Source organism: Methylobacterium bullatum (genome assembly GCF_014845095.1).
Lineage (GTDB): Bacteria > Pseudomonadota > Alphaproteobacteria > Rhizobiales > Beijerinckiaceae > Methylobacterium > Methylobacterium bullatum.
Window position 1 is genome coordinate 18,239 of the sequence record NZ_NKUG01000039.1, and the last position, 16,691, is coordinate 34,929.

A 16,691-nucleotide genomic window follows, 5' to 3' on the forward strand; every position below is an offset into this window, starting at 1 on the left:
CGTTGGCGGGCCGCCGCGACGGGCGTGGCCCACCAGGTGAGCTAGGGCCGCCTGGATCGTCGAGCAAGCCGCCGAACAAAATCCCGCCATGGCGCCCGGATGGGCATCCGGCTCCTTGACCTCGGGCGCGATGGCGGCGCACATCCGCGCCGGATCAGTCGGCCGGGCGGCCGCTCCGGTGCGAACCGGGGAGGAAAGTCCGGGCTCCATGGAGAGACGGTGCCGGATAACGTCCGGCGGGGGCGACCCCAGGGACAGTGCCACAGAGAGCAGACCGCCCTGCTTCATGCAGGGTAAGGGTGAAAGGGTGCGGTAAGAGCGCACCGCGGACGCGGCAACGCGGACGGCACGGCAAACCCCACCGGGAGCAAAACCGAATAGGGGCGACACGCTCGGTCCGACAGGACGGGGCAAGCCCTCTCTCCAGGCTCGTCGCCCGGGTTGGTTGCTCGAGGCGTTCGGTAACGATCGTCCCAGAGGAATGGCCGCCACGTCCGGGAGTTCGCTCCCGGGCCCTACAGAACCCGGCTTAAAGGCCGGCTGATCCGCTTTTCGCCAGCGCTTGCCGAGCTTCCTCGCACGCATCGAATACGCTGCATAAAACCGACGAAACTTACCGTCGGTTAACCTTGCTGAGGTCTGATCGGTCTCGACGGAGCCCATGCGGGTCCGCGCGTTGACGGTGCTCAGAGGCTCATGTTACCCGGAATCACTTCGTCAGCGGCGATTTTGGGAACGGCGGACGCGCAGGGCGCTCGTCTGGGGCGAAGTGCGGGCCGCGTCCGCGACGTCCCGTCTTCCTTTGCCGTTCCGTCTCTTCCGGCCGCCTCGGAGCGGTCGATGCCCGCCGCAGGGACGCATGCGTCACATCCTTTCTTCCGTCGCCGTCCGGCGTCCTCGACCCGTTCCGCTTCGGCGCGCTTCGCCCCGGCTCGTCTCGAATTTCGCCATCGGCCGGTTCGCGGCATGACGGTCCTTCATGACGGCGCCCCCGACGGCCCGGCGGCGACCCCGCCCCACATTCCCGTGCTGCTCGCGGAGGTGGTGGCCTCGCTCGGGCTGACCGGCGCGTCCCTGGCCGTCGACGGCACCTTCGGTGCGGGCGGTTACACCCGCGCGATGCTTCAGGCCGATCCGGGCGTTCGCGTGCTGGCCATCGACCGCGATCCCAACGCCATCGCTGGCGGCGCGGCCCTCGTGGCCGCCTCCGAAGGGCGCCTGACCCTGGTGCCGGGCCGGTTCGGCACGCTCGACGCCCTCGTCCGCGACCAGGGCGCCGAGACGGCCGACGCCGTCGTCCTTGATATCGGCGTCTCCTCGATGCAGATCGACCAGGCCGACCGCGGCTTCTCGTTCCGCAACGACGGCCCCCTCGACATGCGCATGGAGCGCGCCGGCCAGAGCGCCGCCGACCTCGTCAACGGCGCCGAGGAGGCGACGCTGGCCGACATCATCTACCATTACGGCGAGGAGCGCCGCTCGCGGGCGGTGGCCCGGGCCATCATCGAGGCGCGGCGGAAAGGCCCGATCGAGACCACGGCGGCGCTGGCCGAGGTCGTGTCGAGCGTGGTCTGGGCGGATCCCGCCAGCGGAATCCATCCGGCGACGCGGACCTTCCAGGGGCTGCGCATCGCCGTGAACGACGAACTCGGCGAACTCGTCCAGGCGCTTCATGCCGCCGAGCGGATCCTCCGGCCGGGCGGGCGCCTCGCCGTGGTGACCTTCCATTCCCTGGAGGACCGCATCGTCAAGCAGTTCTTCTCCGCGCGCAGCGGCCGGGCGGCCCAGGCCTCCCGCCACCTGCCGAGCGCCGATGCGCCGACCCCGCGCAGCTTCACCATGGTGACGAAGGGGCCGGTGACGGCATCGGATTCCGAGATCCATGCCAATCCGCGCTCGCGCTCGGCCAAGCTCCGGGCCGCCGAGCGCACCATGGCGCCCGTCGCGCCGCCGCTGGCCGCCATCGAAGCGCTGGCGGCCCTTCCCGCCCAGCGCGGTCACCTCGTCTCGAAGAGCGGTGGAGTGCGTCGGTGATCCGTCTGCTGAACGTCCTCGCCATCCTCGGCCTGATCGGATCGGCGATCTACGCCTACTCGATCAAGTACGACACGCTGTACCAGGCCGGTCAGGTCTCGAAGGCCAAGAGCCAGCTCCACAAGGAGCGGCAGGCCATCGCGGTGCTGCGGGCCGAGTGGCAGCTGCTGACCCGCCCCGACCGCCTGCAGGCGGCGGTGGAGCGGCATCTCGCCCTGGAGCCCATCGGCGTGAGCCATCTCGGACGCCTCGCCGACCTGCCGATGCGTCCCGACCGCGGCGACGAGATCGGCCGCCTGCTGGCCGCCACCGCGACGCCCAAGGAGAAGTCGGCGGCGAAGTCCTCCGACGAGCCGAGGACGACCGGTTCGATCACCACGCGCACCACGACCACCAAGCCGACGACCACCGCGTCGGCGACCAAGACGACCACCGTCCAAACCACCAGAACGCCCAATACGGTTTCGAGGTAGTCCCGTGTCAGACGAGACCGTTCACGATCACGCGCCCCACACCGCCGAAGAGGCCGGGGGCGCCCACCACCCCGGGAGCGCTCCGCAGCCGGCGCCCGCCGCACGTCCGCCCTGGACGGTGATGGGCGTGGTGCGGGCGATGTTCCATCTGGCCATCGAGCGGTCCTATGCCCGCGTCGGCCTCGTCGGTCTCGGCTTCGCGGTGGTGTTCCTCACCATCGCCGGCCGGCTCGTGGCGATGGCGGCCTTCCCCCAGGCCGATAACGGCGACAACCGCGTCGCCGCCGCGGCCACCACCGCGATCCGGCCCGACATCGTCGACCGCAACGGCGAGATCCTCGCCACCGACATCCGCACGGTTTCGGTCTTCGCCGAGCCGAAGAACATCTACGACAAGGACGAGGCGGTGGAGCTCCTCACCGCCGTCCTGCCCGAGCTCAACGCCACCGACCTGCGCGCCAAGCTCTCGACGAAGAAGGGCTTCGTCTGGGTCAAGCGCGAGATCACCCCGAAGCAGCAACTCGAAGTGCATCGCCTCGGCATTCCGGGCGTCGGCTTCCTGCCAGACCACAAGCGCGTCTACCCCAACGGCACGGCGGCGGCCCATATCCTGGGTGTCACCAACCTCGACAATATCGGCATCGCCGGCATCGAGAAGTACATCGACAATACCGGCCTGAAGGACCTCAACAGCCTCGGCTTCGTCGCCAAGTCCACCGACCTCCGGCCGGTCCAGCTCTCCATCGACCTGCGGGCGCAATTCGCCCTGCGCGACGAGCTCGCCTGGGGCCTCGACCACTTCAAGGCCAAGGCCGCGGCGGGCATGATCCTCGACGTGACCACCGGCGAGGTGATCGCGCTCGCCTCCCTGCCGGATTTCGACCCGAACAACCCGGCCGAGGCGAACAATCCCGACCGGATCAACCGGATGAATGTCGGCGTCTACGAGATGGGCTCGACCTTCAAGGCGATGACGCTGGCCATGGCGCTCGATTCCGGCAAGTACAACGTCAATTCCACCTTCGACACCCGCGGCGGCGTGCTCACCTGGGGCCGGCAGAAGATCCACGAATATCACGGCACCAACCGCACCATCACCATGCCGGAGGTGTTCACGCACTCCTCCAACATCGGCTCGGCCAAGATGGCGCTCGGCATCGGCGTGCCCGGCCACAAGGCCTTCCTGAAGAAGATGGGCCTCACCGACCGGATGCGGACGGAACTGCCCGAGAGCGCGGAGCCCATCGTTCCCTCGCGCTGGACCGAGATCAACACCATCACCATCGCCTTCGGACACGGTCTCGCGGTGGCCCCCCTCCAGGCGGCGGCGGCGGTGGGCGCCATCACCAATGGCGGCAACCTCATCGTGCCGACCTTCCTCAAGACCACCGAGGCCGAGGCGCTGAAGAAGGCGACCCGCGTGCTCAAGCCCGAGACCAGTGAGGCGATGCGCTTCATTATGCGCCTCAACGCGGTGGAAGGCTCGGCCAAGAAGGCGTCGATCCCGCTCTACTACGTGGGCGGCAAGACCGGCACCGCCGAGAAGGTGATCCACGGCCGCTACGTGAAGAACCGCCTGTTCACGACCTTCATGGCCGCCGCGCCGATGAACAACCCGAAATACCTGTTCGTCACCATCATGGACGAGCCGCAGGGCCTGCCGGAATCCGGCGGCTACGCCACCGCCGCCTGGAACTCGGGCGTCGTCACCGGGCGGGTGATCGAGCGCGTCGCCCCGATCATCGGTCTGCCGCCGCAATTCGATCCGCCGGTGAAGCCGTTCCCCCTCATGGTGAAGCTCGGCGCGTATCACGCGACGATGCTCGACGGGCGATGAGCGGCATGACCCTCGGCGGATTGTTTCCCGAGGCCGACCTCGGTGCTGCGGCGGGAAATGCCGTGCATGGCATCACCGCCGATAGCCGCCGGGTCGTTCCCGGCGGCGTCTTCGTGGCGGTGCCGGGAACGCGGGTGGACGGCAAGGTCTTCGCGGCCAAGGCCTTCGCGGATGGCGCCGTCGCCATCCTGGGGGAGGGCGACCGGCCCGCCGACCTGCCGGCAGAGGCTCTCTGGATTGCCGTTCCCGACGTGCGCCGTGTCCTGGCGCTCGCCGCCGCGCGCTTCTCCGGCCGCCAGCCGCAGACCGTGATCGCGGTCACCGGGACCAGCGGCAAGAGTTCGGTGGCCGATTTCGTCCGCCAGATCCTGTCGCGTCTGGGATTCGCCTCGGCGAGCCTCGGCACGGTGGGCATCGTCACCGATCGCGGCGCGCAATACGGCTCGCTGACCACGCCCGATCCGGTCTCGCTGCACGAGACCCTGGCGCGGCTGGCGGATGACGGCATCACCCATCTCGCCATGGAGGCGTCGTCCCACGGGATCGAGCAGCGCCGCCTCGACGGCGTGACGCTCACTGTGGCCGGTTTCACCAATCTCGGCCGCGACCACCTCGATTATCACGCCACCATCGAGGAGTATCTCCAGGCCAAGCTGCGGCTGTTCACGACGCTCCTGCCGGATGGCCGGCCCGTGATCGTCAATGCCGATGGTCCCTATGGCGACCGGGTCATCGAGGCCGCGCGTGCCGCCGGGCACGATGTCCTGACGACCGGCATGAAGGGCGATGCCATCCGCCTCGTCGATGCCCGGACCGAAGGCTTCGCCCAGGTTCTGACGATTCGGCTCGGAGACGAGCCGGGGACGCACCGGGTCGACCTGCCCCTCGTCGGCGCCTTCCAGGTGGAGAACGCGCTCCTCGCCGCCGGCCTCGTCGGCGCCGCCATCGGACGCGACCGCATGGCGGACGTTCTCGCCACCCTCGAACACCTCACCGGCGTGCCCGGCCGCATGGAGCGGATCGGCGAGGTCAACGGCGCCCTCTGCCTCGTGGATTACGCCCACAAGCCCGAAGCCCTGGAGAGCGTGCTCGACGCGCTCCGCCCCTTCGCGACAGGTCGCCTGACCTGCGTCTTCGGCTGTGGCGGCGACCGCGACACCGGCAAGCGCCCGCTCATGGGCGCCATCGCGGCACGCAAAGCCGACCTCGTCATCGTCACCGACGACAATCCGCGCAGCGAGGATCCGGCCTCGATCCGCGCCGCCATCCTCGCCGCATCTCCCGGCGCCATCGAGATCGGCGACCGGGCCGAGGCGATCCGCACCGCCATGCGCGGGCTCCGGCCCGGCGACGTGCTGGTGGTGGCCGGCAAGGGTCATGAAACCGGCCAGATCGTGGGCGCACAGGTGCTCCCGTTCTCGGATCACGAGGTGATCCGGTCTGCGATCGCGGAGGTGGGGGCGTGAAACGGTCGTCGGTCGATCCGATGCGAAGGGTGTGCGTCCCCCTCTCCCCGCAGGCGGGGAGAGGGCTTCCTGCACCTCGCCGTGCAGGAAGCAAGCGGAGCGACGGTGAGGGGGGATCTCCGGAGGAGACTCGTCCGTCGTCGCCCCCTCACCATCGGCTGCCGCCTCGCCGTGCTCCCCGACAGGGGGGAGACACGGCCCTCTCCCCGCAGGCGGGGAGAGGGGATGCGTCCGACCGTTCATTACGAGTGACTCGCCGATGACTGCCTCGCCCCTCTGGACCCCCGAGGCCCTGGAAGCCGCCACCGGCGGCAGCCTGCTCGGCAATCCGAAGCCGATCACCGGTGCCTCCATCGACACGCGGACGCTGCAGCCGGGCGACCTGTTCTTCGCCATTCGCGGCGAGGCGCGGGACGGCCATGATTTCGTTCGCGATGCCCTGGCGCGCGGTGCCGGAGCGGCAGTGGTCGCCGCCGACCGGGCCGAGGAATTCTCCGGGGCGGGCGGCGTCCTTGCCGTGTCGGGAGCGGGCGAGGATCCGATCCTCGAGGCCATGCGTGCCCTCGGGGCGGCCTCGCGCCGGCGCACGGATGCCGGCATCGTCGCCGTCACCGGCTCCGTCGGCAAGACCGGCACGAAGGAGGCCCTGCTCCACGTCCTGTCCGCGCAGGGGCGGACCCATGCGTCCATCGCCTCCTACAACAACCATTGGGGCGTGCCGCTGACCCTGGCGCGGATGCCCGCCGACAGCGATTACGGCGTGTTCGAGATCGGCATGAACCACGCGCGCGAGATCGTGCCGCTGACCGCCATGGTCCGGCCGGACATCGCGCTGATCACCACCGTCGAGCCGGTGCATATCGAGCATTTCGCCTCGCTCTCGGCCATCGCCGATGCCAAGGGCGAGATCTTCTCCGGGCTGAGCGTCGGCGGGACCGCCATCATCAACCGCGACAATCCGAATTTTTCGCGCCTGCTCGCCCATGCCCATGCCTCGCAGGCTGGCCGCGTCGTCACGTTCGGCGAGCACGAGGAGGCGGATGTCCGCGCCCTTCGTATCGTCATGCGGCCCGATCTCTCCGTGGTGGACGCATCGGTGATGGGTATCCCCGTCACCTACCAGCTCGGAACGCCCGGCCGGCACACGGCGATGAACTCGCTGGGCGTCATGGCGGTGGTCCATGCCCTGGGCGCCGACCTGGCGCGAGCCGCCCTGTCCCTGGCCGCGTTGAAGCCCCCCGTCGGGCGCGGCGAGCGCACGGCGCTCAAGCTCAAGGACGGCGAGGCCTTCCTGGTGGACGAGAGCTACAACGCCAACCCGGCCTCGGTGCGCGCGGCCCTGGCCACCCTGTCCGGCATCGAGACCGGATCGCGCGGGCGCCGCATCGCGGTCCTCGGCGACATGCTGGAACTCGGAGCGGCGGCGGAAGAGCACCATCGCTCCCTCGCCTCGGCCGTGGAAGAGGCCGGGATCGATCTCGTCTTCACCGCCGGCCCGATGATGCGCCACCTGTTCGAGGCGCTGCCGGTGAGCCGGCGCGGCGTCTCGGCCGGAGCGTCGTCGGATCTCGTCGATCCGCTCCTGGGTGCCCTGCGCGCCGGAGACGCTGTGATGGTCAAGGGATCGAACAGCATCCGCATGGGCCGCATTGTCGAAGCCCTCAAAGCCCGCTACGCGGGCGCCGTGGACCGCGCCGAGTCGGCGCAGGCCGCGATCCGCCAATAGACCTCCGTGTCAGGCCCGGCTCGCCGGGAGAGCCCGCGAGCCGGGCGGCATGGCGGGGATGGAAAGGCGCGCGGCCTCCTCCAACCCCGACGATCCATTCCCAGACAAACCGCGACCGGGTGTCGGATGCTGTATCTCCTGTCGGACCTGAGCGGCACGCTCTCGCCCCTCAACGTCTTCCGCTACATCACCTTCCGTACCGGCGGCGCGCTGTTCACGGCGGGCCTGTTCGTGTTCTGGTTCGGGCCGCTCATCATCTCGCTGCTTCGCCTGCGCCAGGGCAAGGGGCAGCCGATCCGCGAGGACGGGCCTCAGACCCACCTGACCAAGCGCGGCACGCCGACCATGGGCGGGCTCATGATCCTGGCCGGCGCCATCGTGGCGATCCTGCTCTGGGCCAATCCGCGCAATCACTTCGTCTGGGTGACGCTGGCCGTGACCCTCGGATTCGGCGCCATCGGCTTCTACGACGACTACCTCAAGGTGACGAAGCAGTCGCATAAGGGGTTCTCGGGCAAGTTCCGGCTCCTGCTCGAAGCCTCCATCGCCATCTCGGCCTGCACCCTGATCTCGTATTATTCGGCGCCCGCGCTCCAGAACCAGCTCGCTTTCCCGGTCTTCAAGGATGCGCTCCTCAACCTCGGCTGGTTCTATGTCCTGTTCGCCGGCTTCGTCATCGTCGGCGCCGGCAACGCGGTGAACATCACGGACGGCCTCGACGGCCTCGCCATCGTGCCGGTGATGATCGCCTGCGGCACGTTCGGGGTCATCGCCTATCTCGTCGGCAACGTCTTCACCGCCAACTACCTCCAGGTGAATTACGTCCGCGACACCGGCGAACTCGCCGTCGTCTGCGGCGCGGTGATCGGCGCCGGGCTCGGCTTCCTGTGGTTCAACGCCCCCCCGGCGCAGATCTTCATGGGCGATACCGGGTCGCTCGCCCTCGGCGGCCTGCTCGGCACCGTGGCTGTCGCCACGAAGCACGAGATCGTGCTGGCCATCGTCGGCGGCCTGTTCGTCCTGGAGATCATGTCGGTGATCATCCAGGTCGCCTCGTTCAAGCTCACCGGCAAGCGCGTCTTCCGCATGGCGCCGATCCACCACCATTTCGAACAGAAGGGCTGGAAGGAGCCGCAGGTCGTGATCCGGTTCTGGATCATCGCCGTGATCCTGGCGCTCGCCGGCCTCGCGACGCTGAAGCTGCGCTGAGCGTCGTATGACGGTTCGCCACAACCGGTCTTCCTCCCGCCGATCACCTCGTCCCGAGGCCCGCTCGCGCGGGCGCCTCAGGATGAGGTAGAGGGAGGGGGACAGAGATCAGAGCATTGGCGAGTTCGAGACCCGCATGACCCCCGCCACCACCTTCGCCGGCCGCACGGTCGCCCTGTTCGGCCTCGGCGGCTCCGGCCTCGCCACGGCGGTCTCGCTCCAGGCCGGGGGCGCCCGCGTCGTCGCCTGGGACGACAGCCCCGAGAGCCGGGCCAGGGCGCGCGAACGGGGCATCGGCGTCGCGGATCTGCGCAGCGCCGACTGGTCGGGCTTCTCCGCCCTGATCCTGGCCCCCGGCGTACCGCTGACCCATCCCGCGCCGCATTGGACCGTCGATCTCGCCAAGGCGGCCGGAATCGAGATCGTCGGCGACGTGGAGCTGTTCTGCCGCGAGCGAGCCAAGATCGCGCCTAATTCGCCGTTCGTCGCCATCACGGGCACCAACGGCAAGTCCACCACCACGGCGCTGATCGCGCATATCCTGAGCGACGCGGGCCTCGACGTTCAGATGGGCGGCAATATCGGCACGGCGATCCTGTCGCTGGAGCCGCCGGCTCCGGGGCGCTACCATGTCATCGAACTGTCCTCGTTCCAGATCGACCTGACGCCGTCCCTGAACCCGAGCGTCGGAGTGCTCCTCAACATCACGCCCGACCATCTCGACCGGCATGGGACGATGGAAAACTACGCGGCGATCAAGGAACGGCTGATCCGGGGCTCCGCCCTCGCGGTGGTCGGCGTCGACGACGAGCCGAGCCGCGCCATCGCCGACCGGCATCGGGGACCCCTCGTACGGATCGGTGTCGCGCAACAGGACGTAGATGGGCTGACCGTCCGCGACGGGATCGTGGCCGGGCGCTCCGGGGAGGCCATCGCGGATGTCTCCGGCATCGGCTCGCTCCGGGGCGCGCATAACTGGCAGAACGCCGCCGTCGCCATCGCCGTGGCCCAGGCTCTCGCCGTGACCGATGGGCAGATCGCATCGGCACTCGTGAGTTTCCCTGGCCTGCCGCACCGGATGGAGGAGGTCGGCCGGCGCGGGCGGGTTCTGTTCGTCAACGATTCCAAGGCGACCAACGCGGATTCCACCGAGAAGGCCCTCACGGCCTTCCGCGACATCCACTGGATCCTCGGCGGCAAGCCGAAGGAGGGCGGCATCGACCTGCTGGCACCGCTGTTCGACCGCGTCGCCCACGCCTACCTCATCGGCGCGGCGAGCGACGCCTTCGCCGCGACGCTGGAGGGGAGGGTGCCCTACACGCGCTGCGGCACCCTGGACGTGGCGACGAAGCAGACGGCGGAGGCTGCTGCGAGATCAGAAGCGCCGGAGCCGGTGGTCCTTCTCTCGCCGGCCTGTGCCTCCTACGACCAGTTCAAGAGTTTCGAAGATCGGGGCGACCAGTTCCGCGCGCTCGTGCGGGGGCTGATCGGATGATCCGACCCCGGACCCCGTTTTCCGCGACCGGCTTTATCGGGATTTAACCGGCCCGGACTCATCATCCGCTGCGACCGGCATCATGCCGCTGGCGAGGCCGCGCCCTGTGAAACAGATCGTTTCCGTTCAGATCCTGCGAGGACTGGCGGCATTCATGGTCGTTTTCGGCCATGCCCAGCATCACACCCTCGTGCAGACGTTGAAGCTCGGCGGTTCGTTCGAGCGTGTTCATCTGTTACCTTGGCGCGCTGGTGTCGATATCTTCTTCGTCATCTCCGGTTTCATCATGGTCTACGCTTCCAAAGATCTATTTGGACGAAAGGGTGCATCGATCGAGTTTTTGGCGCGGCGAGTGGCGCGGATCGTCCCGCTCTATTGGATGTTCACAGCCTTCTACATCCTGTTTCTCGTGATCGCGCTCGTGGGCACGACCAAGGAATTTCCCGGCTGGCCGAGCATCGTCGCATCCTTTGCCTTCTGGCCAGCCTATGCCACGGGGCATGAGGCTCCAATGCCCGTCTTCGAACTCGGATGGACGCTGAATTACGAGATGTTTTTCTATGTCGTCTTCGCGGTCTTCATCGCCTTGCGACGCAGTCGAACGGTGATCGCTGTGGCGGCCCTGCTCGGTGGACTCGTTCTCATGGGATTCGTCCTGCAGCCGAGTGCCGCCGCCCCGTTCTTCTGGACCCGCCCGATCGTTCTCGAATTCGTCTTCGGCATGGGGATCGCTCTGCTCCTCTGCCATGGTGTGGTTTTATCGGGACTGATCCGGGGAGCCTTTCTCGTCGGCGGGGTCGCCATCCTCATAGCCGACCCAATCGACTCGTCGCATCAGGCCATCGATTGGACGACGCCCAACGACGCCTGGCGCGTCCTCGGCTGGGGACTCCCCGCAGCTTTGATCGTCTGCGCAGCCGTCCTCGGCCGTCAGGGGCAGCCTTCCCGTCTCTCCAAGCTCGGGGTCCATCTGGGCGACGCATCGTATGCGCTCTACCTGAGCCATCCTTTCGTGATCGTCGGGATCCGAAAGGCCATGCAATGGGCAGGCCTCGATGAAACGACGAGGGCGTGGCCGATGCTCGCCTTCACGGTCGTATCCTGCTGTGTCTTTGCCGTGTTCGTGCACCGGTTCGTGGAACGGCCGGTGACCCGCTTCATCCAGGGAATCCTGGTCCGCCCCCGGCCTCCCAGGACAGCGACAGCCTGACGCTTGGGCGACAGTCCTCAGCATGCGAGGGATGCAACGCCGCCTGCTTAAGCCTTCGCTGACGGGACTGCCTCATGCTGAGGCCGGGCGCATATCCTGAGGTGGGTTGGACGGGCGGAATGGCGGCAGGCGGGAGATGGAGCGCGAGTGAGGCGGGCGTCGCTATGGCGTCGGCTGCTCCTCGCCGCGTCTCGTCGGGCTCGCTTCACACCCTCGGCTACGCGCTGTTGGCGCTGGTCATCTTCTTCACGTGCTTCACCTTCATGAAGCCGTCGCCCTATGATTTTCTGGCATTGCCGACGATCGCGTTGTGGTTCCTGCTGGGGATCAGGTTCTACCGCTCGACGATCGTCATCGTCGCACTTCTGCTGATCTATCTGGTGGCGATCGTCATCGCGCTGATCCCCTATCTCGACGAGAGCAATTCGGTCGATTGGACTTATCAGGCCGTCTATCTCGGGTTGACCGGTATCTTCTTCGTGATGTTCTTCTCGGACGATACGTCCGACAGAGTCGGTTTCGTCCTCAAGGCGTACCTCGCGGGAGCGCTCTTTGCCGCGATCTGCGGCATCTTCAGCTATTTCGACGTGCTCGGCGAAGACGTGCTGTTCAAGATGGACGGACGCGCTTCGGGCGTGTTCCAGGACCCCAATCTGCTCGGATCCTTCCTCATCCTGTCGGTGCTGTATCTCATCCGCAGGATGCTGGTGGGGGAGACGCGACAGGTGTTCCTGTCGGCAATGGCGCTGCTCGTCCTGCTGGCCTGCGTCTTCCTCTCGTTCTCGCGCGGATCCTGGGGAGCGTGCCTCCTCGGCATTTGCCTGACGATCGGCCTCACATGGGCAACCTCTCCGTCGCGGGCCATTCGGCGGCGCATCGCCCGGTTGTCGGCCCTCACCGTCCTCGTCGGCGCGCTCCTGATCGGCGGCCTCCTGTCGATGGAGGGTGTCTCCGAGCGGTTCACCGACCGGGCGCAGGTCACAAAGGATTACGACGAAGGCGAGACCGGACGGTTCGGCAATCAGCGCCGCGGCATCCCGATGCTCATCGATCGCCCCCTCGGTTTCGGGCCGCTGAGATGGCGCGTGGTCTTCGATCTGGAGCCGCACAATTCCTACATCGGCAGTTTCGCGAATGGCGGCTGGCTCGGAGGTTTCGCGTTCGTCTCCATCGTCCTGACATCGATCTTCGTCGGGTTTCGCCTGTGCCTCAAACCGTCACCCTATCAGGGGCTCGCCCAGATCGTGTTTCCGGCCCTTCTGATGTTCTTCCTCCAGGCATTTCAGATCGATATCGAGAAGTGGCGTCACCTCTATATGATGCTTGGAATGGTATGGGGGCTCGAGGCCGCACGCGTTCGCTGGGTGTTTCGACAGCGATCGACCACCTGACATCTCACGCTGCGTCCATCGCCGGGGCGGCGACGTCTCGCCGGCGAAGGAAATGATGCCGTGCGCCGTCGCGAATGAGGCGGCGAAGGGCGAAATTCTCACGCGAGACATAGAACGTTATCCTAGCGACCCGCATATGTGATGCTCCGCAAGGCTGCCACCGCAGCTCAACGAGGCCCGATCCTTGATCACGCCGTCTCATGAAGCCGAGCGCGTCGCCGCGCTTCACGGCCTGGGTATCCTCGATACGCCTCCCGAAGAGCATTTCGAGGCGGTGTCGCGCACGGCCAAACGCCTTTTCGGGGTCGAGAAGGCCTATGTCGCCCTCATCGATTCCGACCGGCAGTGGATCAAGTCGGACTGCGATCTCGGCCACAAGGAGATGCCGCGCCTCGAATCGTTCTGTCATCACACCATCGCCGGTGGCGACATGCTCGTGGTGCCGGATGCGCGCCTCGATCCGCGCTTCGCCAGAAACCCCTTGGTGACCGGCCCCGATCCCATCGTCTTCTACGCCGGCGTGCCGCTGTGCCTCGAATCGGGTTTCCGCGTCGGCTCGTTCTGTCTCATGCACAGCACGCCGCGCCCGTTCGGCGTGGAGGATGAAGCGGCTCTGCACGACCTCGCGGCCACCGTCACCGCCCATCTTCGCCTCGCGGACGCCCATGTGAGGCTGGTCCGCGAGGCCGAGGAACGCGCGGCCCACCAGGCGACCATCGCCGACCAGCGGGAAGAGTTGCAGCAGCGCCAGAGCGCGCTCGCCAGCGCGCATCACCTGCTCTCCATGGCGGAGGAGGTCGCCGGGATCGGCCATTGGCGCGTCCGGCTCGCCGATGGCCAGACCTTCTGGTCCACGGGCATCTACGTGATCTCCGGGCTCGATCCCGCGACCTTCGCCCCGTCCTTCGAGCGGGCCATCGATCTGCATCATCCCGACGACCGTGAGTTGGTTCGCTCCAGCATCTCCGATGCGCTGGAGCGAAGGGGGGCTTTCGCCTTCGAAGCGAGGATGGTTCGTCCGGATGGGGAGGTCCGGACGATGGTCGTTCGCGGCATCTGCGAATGCGACGTGGCGGGTCTGGCCGTCGGTCTGGTCGGCACCGCCATCGACGTGACGGACGCCCGCAATTCCGACGCCGCCCTGCGGGAGCGGACGAGTCAGTTCCGCCGTCTCGTGGACGCGGTGAGCGATTGCGCCTTCGTCACCCTGGACCGGACCGGCCACGTCGCCAACTGGAACAGCGGGGCGGAGCGGATCACCGGCTATTCCGCGAAGGACGCCATCGGGCGCCACGTCTCGCGCTTCTATACGACGGAGGGGCTCGAAGCGGGGGCGCCGCGCATCGCGCTCGCCACCGCCGCCTATGAGGGGCGGCTCAAGTTCGAGTGCTGGCGGGTTCGCCGCGACGGCTCGCAATTCTTCGCCAGCGTCGCCATCGACGCCATCCGCGACGACGAGGGGGCCGTGGTCGGCTATGCCGAGATCACCCGCGACATCACCGAGCGCCGCGCGGCGGAACTCGAGCTCCAGCGTAGCGAGGATCGCTACCGCACCCTCGCGGAGGCTCTGCCCGCCCTGATCTGGACGACCCGCCCGCCGGACGGGACGGCGACCTATGTGAATCCGGCCTTCACCGCTTTCTACGGCGATATCGGTCCCGAGCGGACCGAGCGCACGGCGCGCAACCATCCCGACGATGCCGAACGCATGGCGGTCGCCTGGCGGAACGCCCATGCCTGGGGGCGGACCTTCACGGTTGAGGGACGCCTGCGCCGCCATGACGGCGTCTACCGCTGGCACAAGATCGTGATGATCCCGATCCCGACCCATGACGACCGGGCGCCCGATGCCGCCGAATGGCTCGGCACCGCCCTCGACATCGACGACATCATCACTGCACGCCAGCGGTTGGAGGAGACCACCGACCTGCTGCGCATCGCCCAGGACGCGGCCGATGCGGGCACCTGGGATCTCGACCTCTGGACGGATACCATCACCCTCAGCCCGAAAGCCGTCGGCCTGTTCGGCCTCCCCTGCGAGGGCGCCCGGGCCATGCCCGTCCAGGATTGGATCCCGCTGGTCCATCCCGATGACCGGGAGGCGGTCCGAGAGGAAGCAGCCAACGCGATCCGAAACCGGACCAACTACGTCGCCGAGTACCGCATTGTCGTGGACGCGGAGGAGCGCTGGATCTCGACCTGCGGTCGCGTGCTCTACGACGCGGCCGGCGCGCCCTATCGGATGGTGGGCCTGCATTTCGACATCACCGAGCGCAAGACGGTGGAGGCCGCGTTGCAGGCGGCCACAGTCAGGGCCGAGCAGGCCAGCGCTGCGAAAAGCGAATTCCTCGCCGCCATGAGCCACGAGATCCGGACGCCGCTCAACAGCATCCTCGGCTATGCCGACCTCCTGCTGGAGGAGCCGAGCCGGACGCCGGACGACAGGCACCGCCTCGAACTGATCGGAGGGGCGGGCGCCGCGCTTCTCACCATCGTCAACGACGTTCTCGACTTCTCGAAGATCGAGGCGGGGCAGTTCACCCTGGAACTGCTGCCCTTCCCGTTGCGCGACCTCATCGAGAATACGGTGGAGATCGTGCGCGGCAGCGCGCTCAAGAGCCCCGTGACCATCCTCTCGCGGCTCGACCCCGCGCTGCCGCCCTGGGCATTGGGGGATGCGAACCGGCTCAGGCAGGTCCTGCTCAATCTCCTCAACAACGCGGTGAAGTTCACTCCTGCGGGTTCCGTCACCCTGAACGTCAGCCAATGCGGCGAGGAGGCGGGCGGCCCCGTCCTGCGCTTCGAGGTGGTGGATACCGGTATCGGCATCTCGGAGGAGGAGCAGATCCATCTGTTCCAGCGCTTCAGCCAGGTCGATTCCTCCATCAGCCGTCGCTTCGGCGGCACCGGACTCGGCCTCGCCATCTGCCGCCGTCTCGTCTCGATGATGGATGGGGAAATCGGGGTCACGAGCCGTCCCGGCGAAGGATCGACCTTCTGGTTCACCCTCGCCCTGCCGCGCGCGGAGGCGGCGAGCGGCCCCGCTGAGGCCGGGGAGGGGAGAGTGGTGGCGAGGAACGCCTTGGTCCCGAGGCCGGTGCGGATCCTCGTCGCCGAGGACGTTCCGGTGAACCAGACCCTGGCTCGGGCGGTCCTCGAACTCGCCGGCCACAGTGTCGACGTGGTGGGCAACGGTGCCGAGGCGGTGGCCGCGATCCAGGCCCATGCGGGCGGACCGCTCGCTTTCGATCTCGTCCTCATGGACGTCCAGATGCCCGGCATGGATGGGCTCGCCGCCACGCGCCTGATCCGCGCCCTGCCTGCCCCCGCCTGCGCGGTGCCGATCATCGCCATGACCGCCAACGTCCTGCCCGAGAAGGTCGCCTCGCTGACGGCCGCCGGCATGGACGATCATGTCGGCAAGCCGTTCAAGCGCGATGCGCTCTACGCGGCCATCGCCCGTTGGAGCGGCCCCGTGGCTGCCGGCGACGCGCCGGCCCTACCGACCATCCTGGATCGCGAGGTCTACGAGTCGCTGAGGGACATGGTGGGACCGGAGCGGGCGACGGTCCTGCTGTCGATGCTGGCCGACGAACTCATCGACCGGTTCGGATCGTCGCCGCAGGCCGTGGATCTGTCGGGCATGGAGCCGGCGGATCTGGCCTACGACGCGCACGTCATGGTGTCGGCCGCCGGGCTGCTCGGCTTCGTCGGTCTGTCGGATCTCTGCCGCGAGATCGAAACCGCCTGCCGCAACGGGGACGACCTCGCTCTGCTGGTCCAGCGCCTCGTCGTCGTCCGGGACGGTACCCTTGGAACGATCAGGATGCTGCAAGCCGCCTGACCGTCC

10 protein-coding genes and 1 other RNA gene are annotated in these 16,691 nt (G+C 67.8%); all 11 read left to right on the forward strand.

Annotated elements, in window-relative coordinates; translation table 11 throughout:
• Nucleotides 1-154 precede the first annotated feature (154 nt).
• The 11 genes from rnpB to MBTS_RS05605 all read left to right on the forward strand — a co-directional run bounded on the left by rnpB (nt 155) and on the right by MBTS_RS05605 (nt 16,685).
• Nucleotides 155-548, forward strand: an RNA gene (gene rnpB / locus MBTS_RS05555) — RNase P RNA component class A.
• 418 nt (nt 549-966) lie between these two features.
• The gene (gene rsmH, locus MBTS_RS05560; protein ID WP_056140246.1) at nt 967-2,034 is read left to right on the forward strand and encodes a 16S rRNA (cytosine(1402)-N(4))-methyltransferase RsmH; all 1,068 of its coding nucleotides are present in this window, start codon (nt 967-969) and stop codon (nt 2,032-2,034) included.
• Nucleotides 2,031-2,507 (forward strand): cell division protein FtsL, encoded by a 477-nt coding sequence (gene ftsL, locus MBTS_RS05565; RefSeq protein ID WP_147832468.1) that lies wholly within the window; start codon nt 2,031-2,033, stop codon nt 2,505-2,507. The genes rsmH and ftsL overlap by 4 nt, the downstream gene beginning before the upstream one ends.
• Nucleotides 2,508-2,628: 121 nt before the next feature.
• A complete protein-coding gene (locus tag MBTS_RS05570) occupies nt 2,629-4,344 on the forward strand; it encodes a peptidoglycan D,D-transpeptidase FtsI family protein (RefSeq protein ID WP_210322679.1) in 1,716 nt (571 codons plus the stop codon).
• Complete coding sequence (locus MBTS_RS05575; RefSeq protein WP_147832470.1) at nt 4,341-5,810, forward strand: UDP-N-acetylmuramoyl-L-alanyl-D-glutamate--2,6-diaminopimelate ligase; 1,470 nt, start codon at nt 4,341-4,343, stop codon at nt 5,808-5,810. Before MBTS_RS05570 ends, MBTS_RS05575 begins: the two co-directional genes overlap by 4 nt.
• Before the next feature lie 259 nt (nt 5,811-6,069).
• Nucleotides 6,070-7,536, forward strand: coding sequence for a UDP-N-acetylmuramoylalanyl-D-glutamyl-2,6-diaminopimelate--D-alanyl-D-alanine ligase (locus MBTS_RS05580; protein WP_147832471.1), 1,467 nt, complete (start codon nt 6,070-6,072; stop codon nt 7,534-7,536).
• 126 nt (nt 7,537-7,662) lie between these two features.
• Complete coding sequence (gene mraY / locus MBTS_RS05585) at nt 7,663-8,745, forward strand: phospho-N-acetylmuramoyl-pentapeptide-transferase (RefSeq protein WP_018045176.1); 1,083 nt, start codon at nt 7,663-7,665, stop codon at nt 8,743-8,745.
• Nucleotides 8,746-8,881: 136 nt separating this feature from the next.
• Nucleotides 8,882-10,240, forward strand: coding sequence for a UDP-N-acetylmuramoyl-L-alanine--D-glutamate ligase (gene murD / locus MBTS_RS05590; protein WP_147832472.1), 1,359 nt, complete (start codon nt 8,882-8,884; stop codon nt 10,238-10,240).
• Between the two features lie 106 nt (nt 10,241-10,346).
• Nucleotides 10,347-11,450 (forward strand): acyltransferase family protein, encoded by a 1,104-nt coding sequence (locus MBTS_RS05595; RefSeq protein WP_187273428.1) that lies wholly within the window; start codon nt 10,347-10,349, stop codon nt 11,448-11,450.
• A gap of 164 nt (nt 11,451-11,614) precedes the next feature.
• On the forward strand, nt 11,615-12,841 hold the full coding sequence (locus tag MBTS_RS05600) for an O-antigen ligase family protein (protein ID WP_147832474.1): 1,227 nt from the start codon (nt 11,615-11,617) through the stop codon (nt 12,839-12,841).
• A gap of 184 nt (nt 12,842-13,025) precedes the next feature.
• A complete protein-coding gene (locus MBTS_RS05605; protein WP_147832475.1) occupies nt 13,026-16,685 on the forward strand; it encodes a PAS domain S-box protein in 3,660 nt (1,219 codons plus the stop codon).
• Nucleotides 16,686-16,691 lie beyond the last annotated feature (6 nt).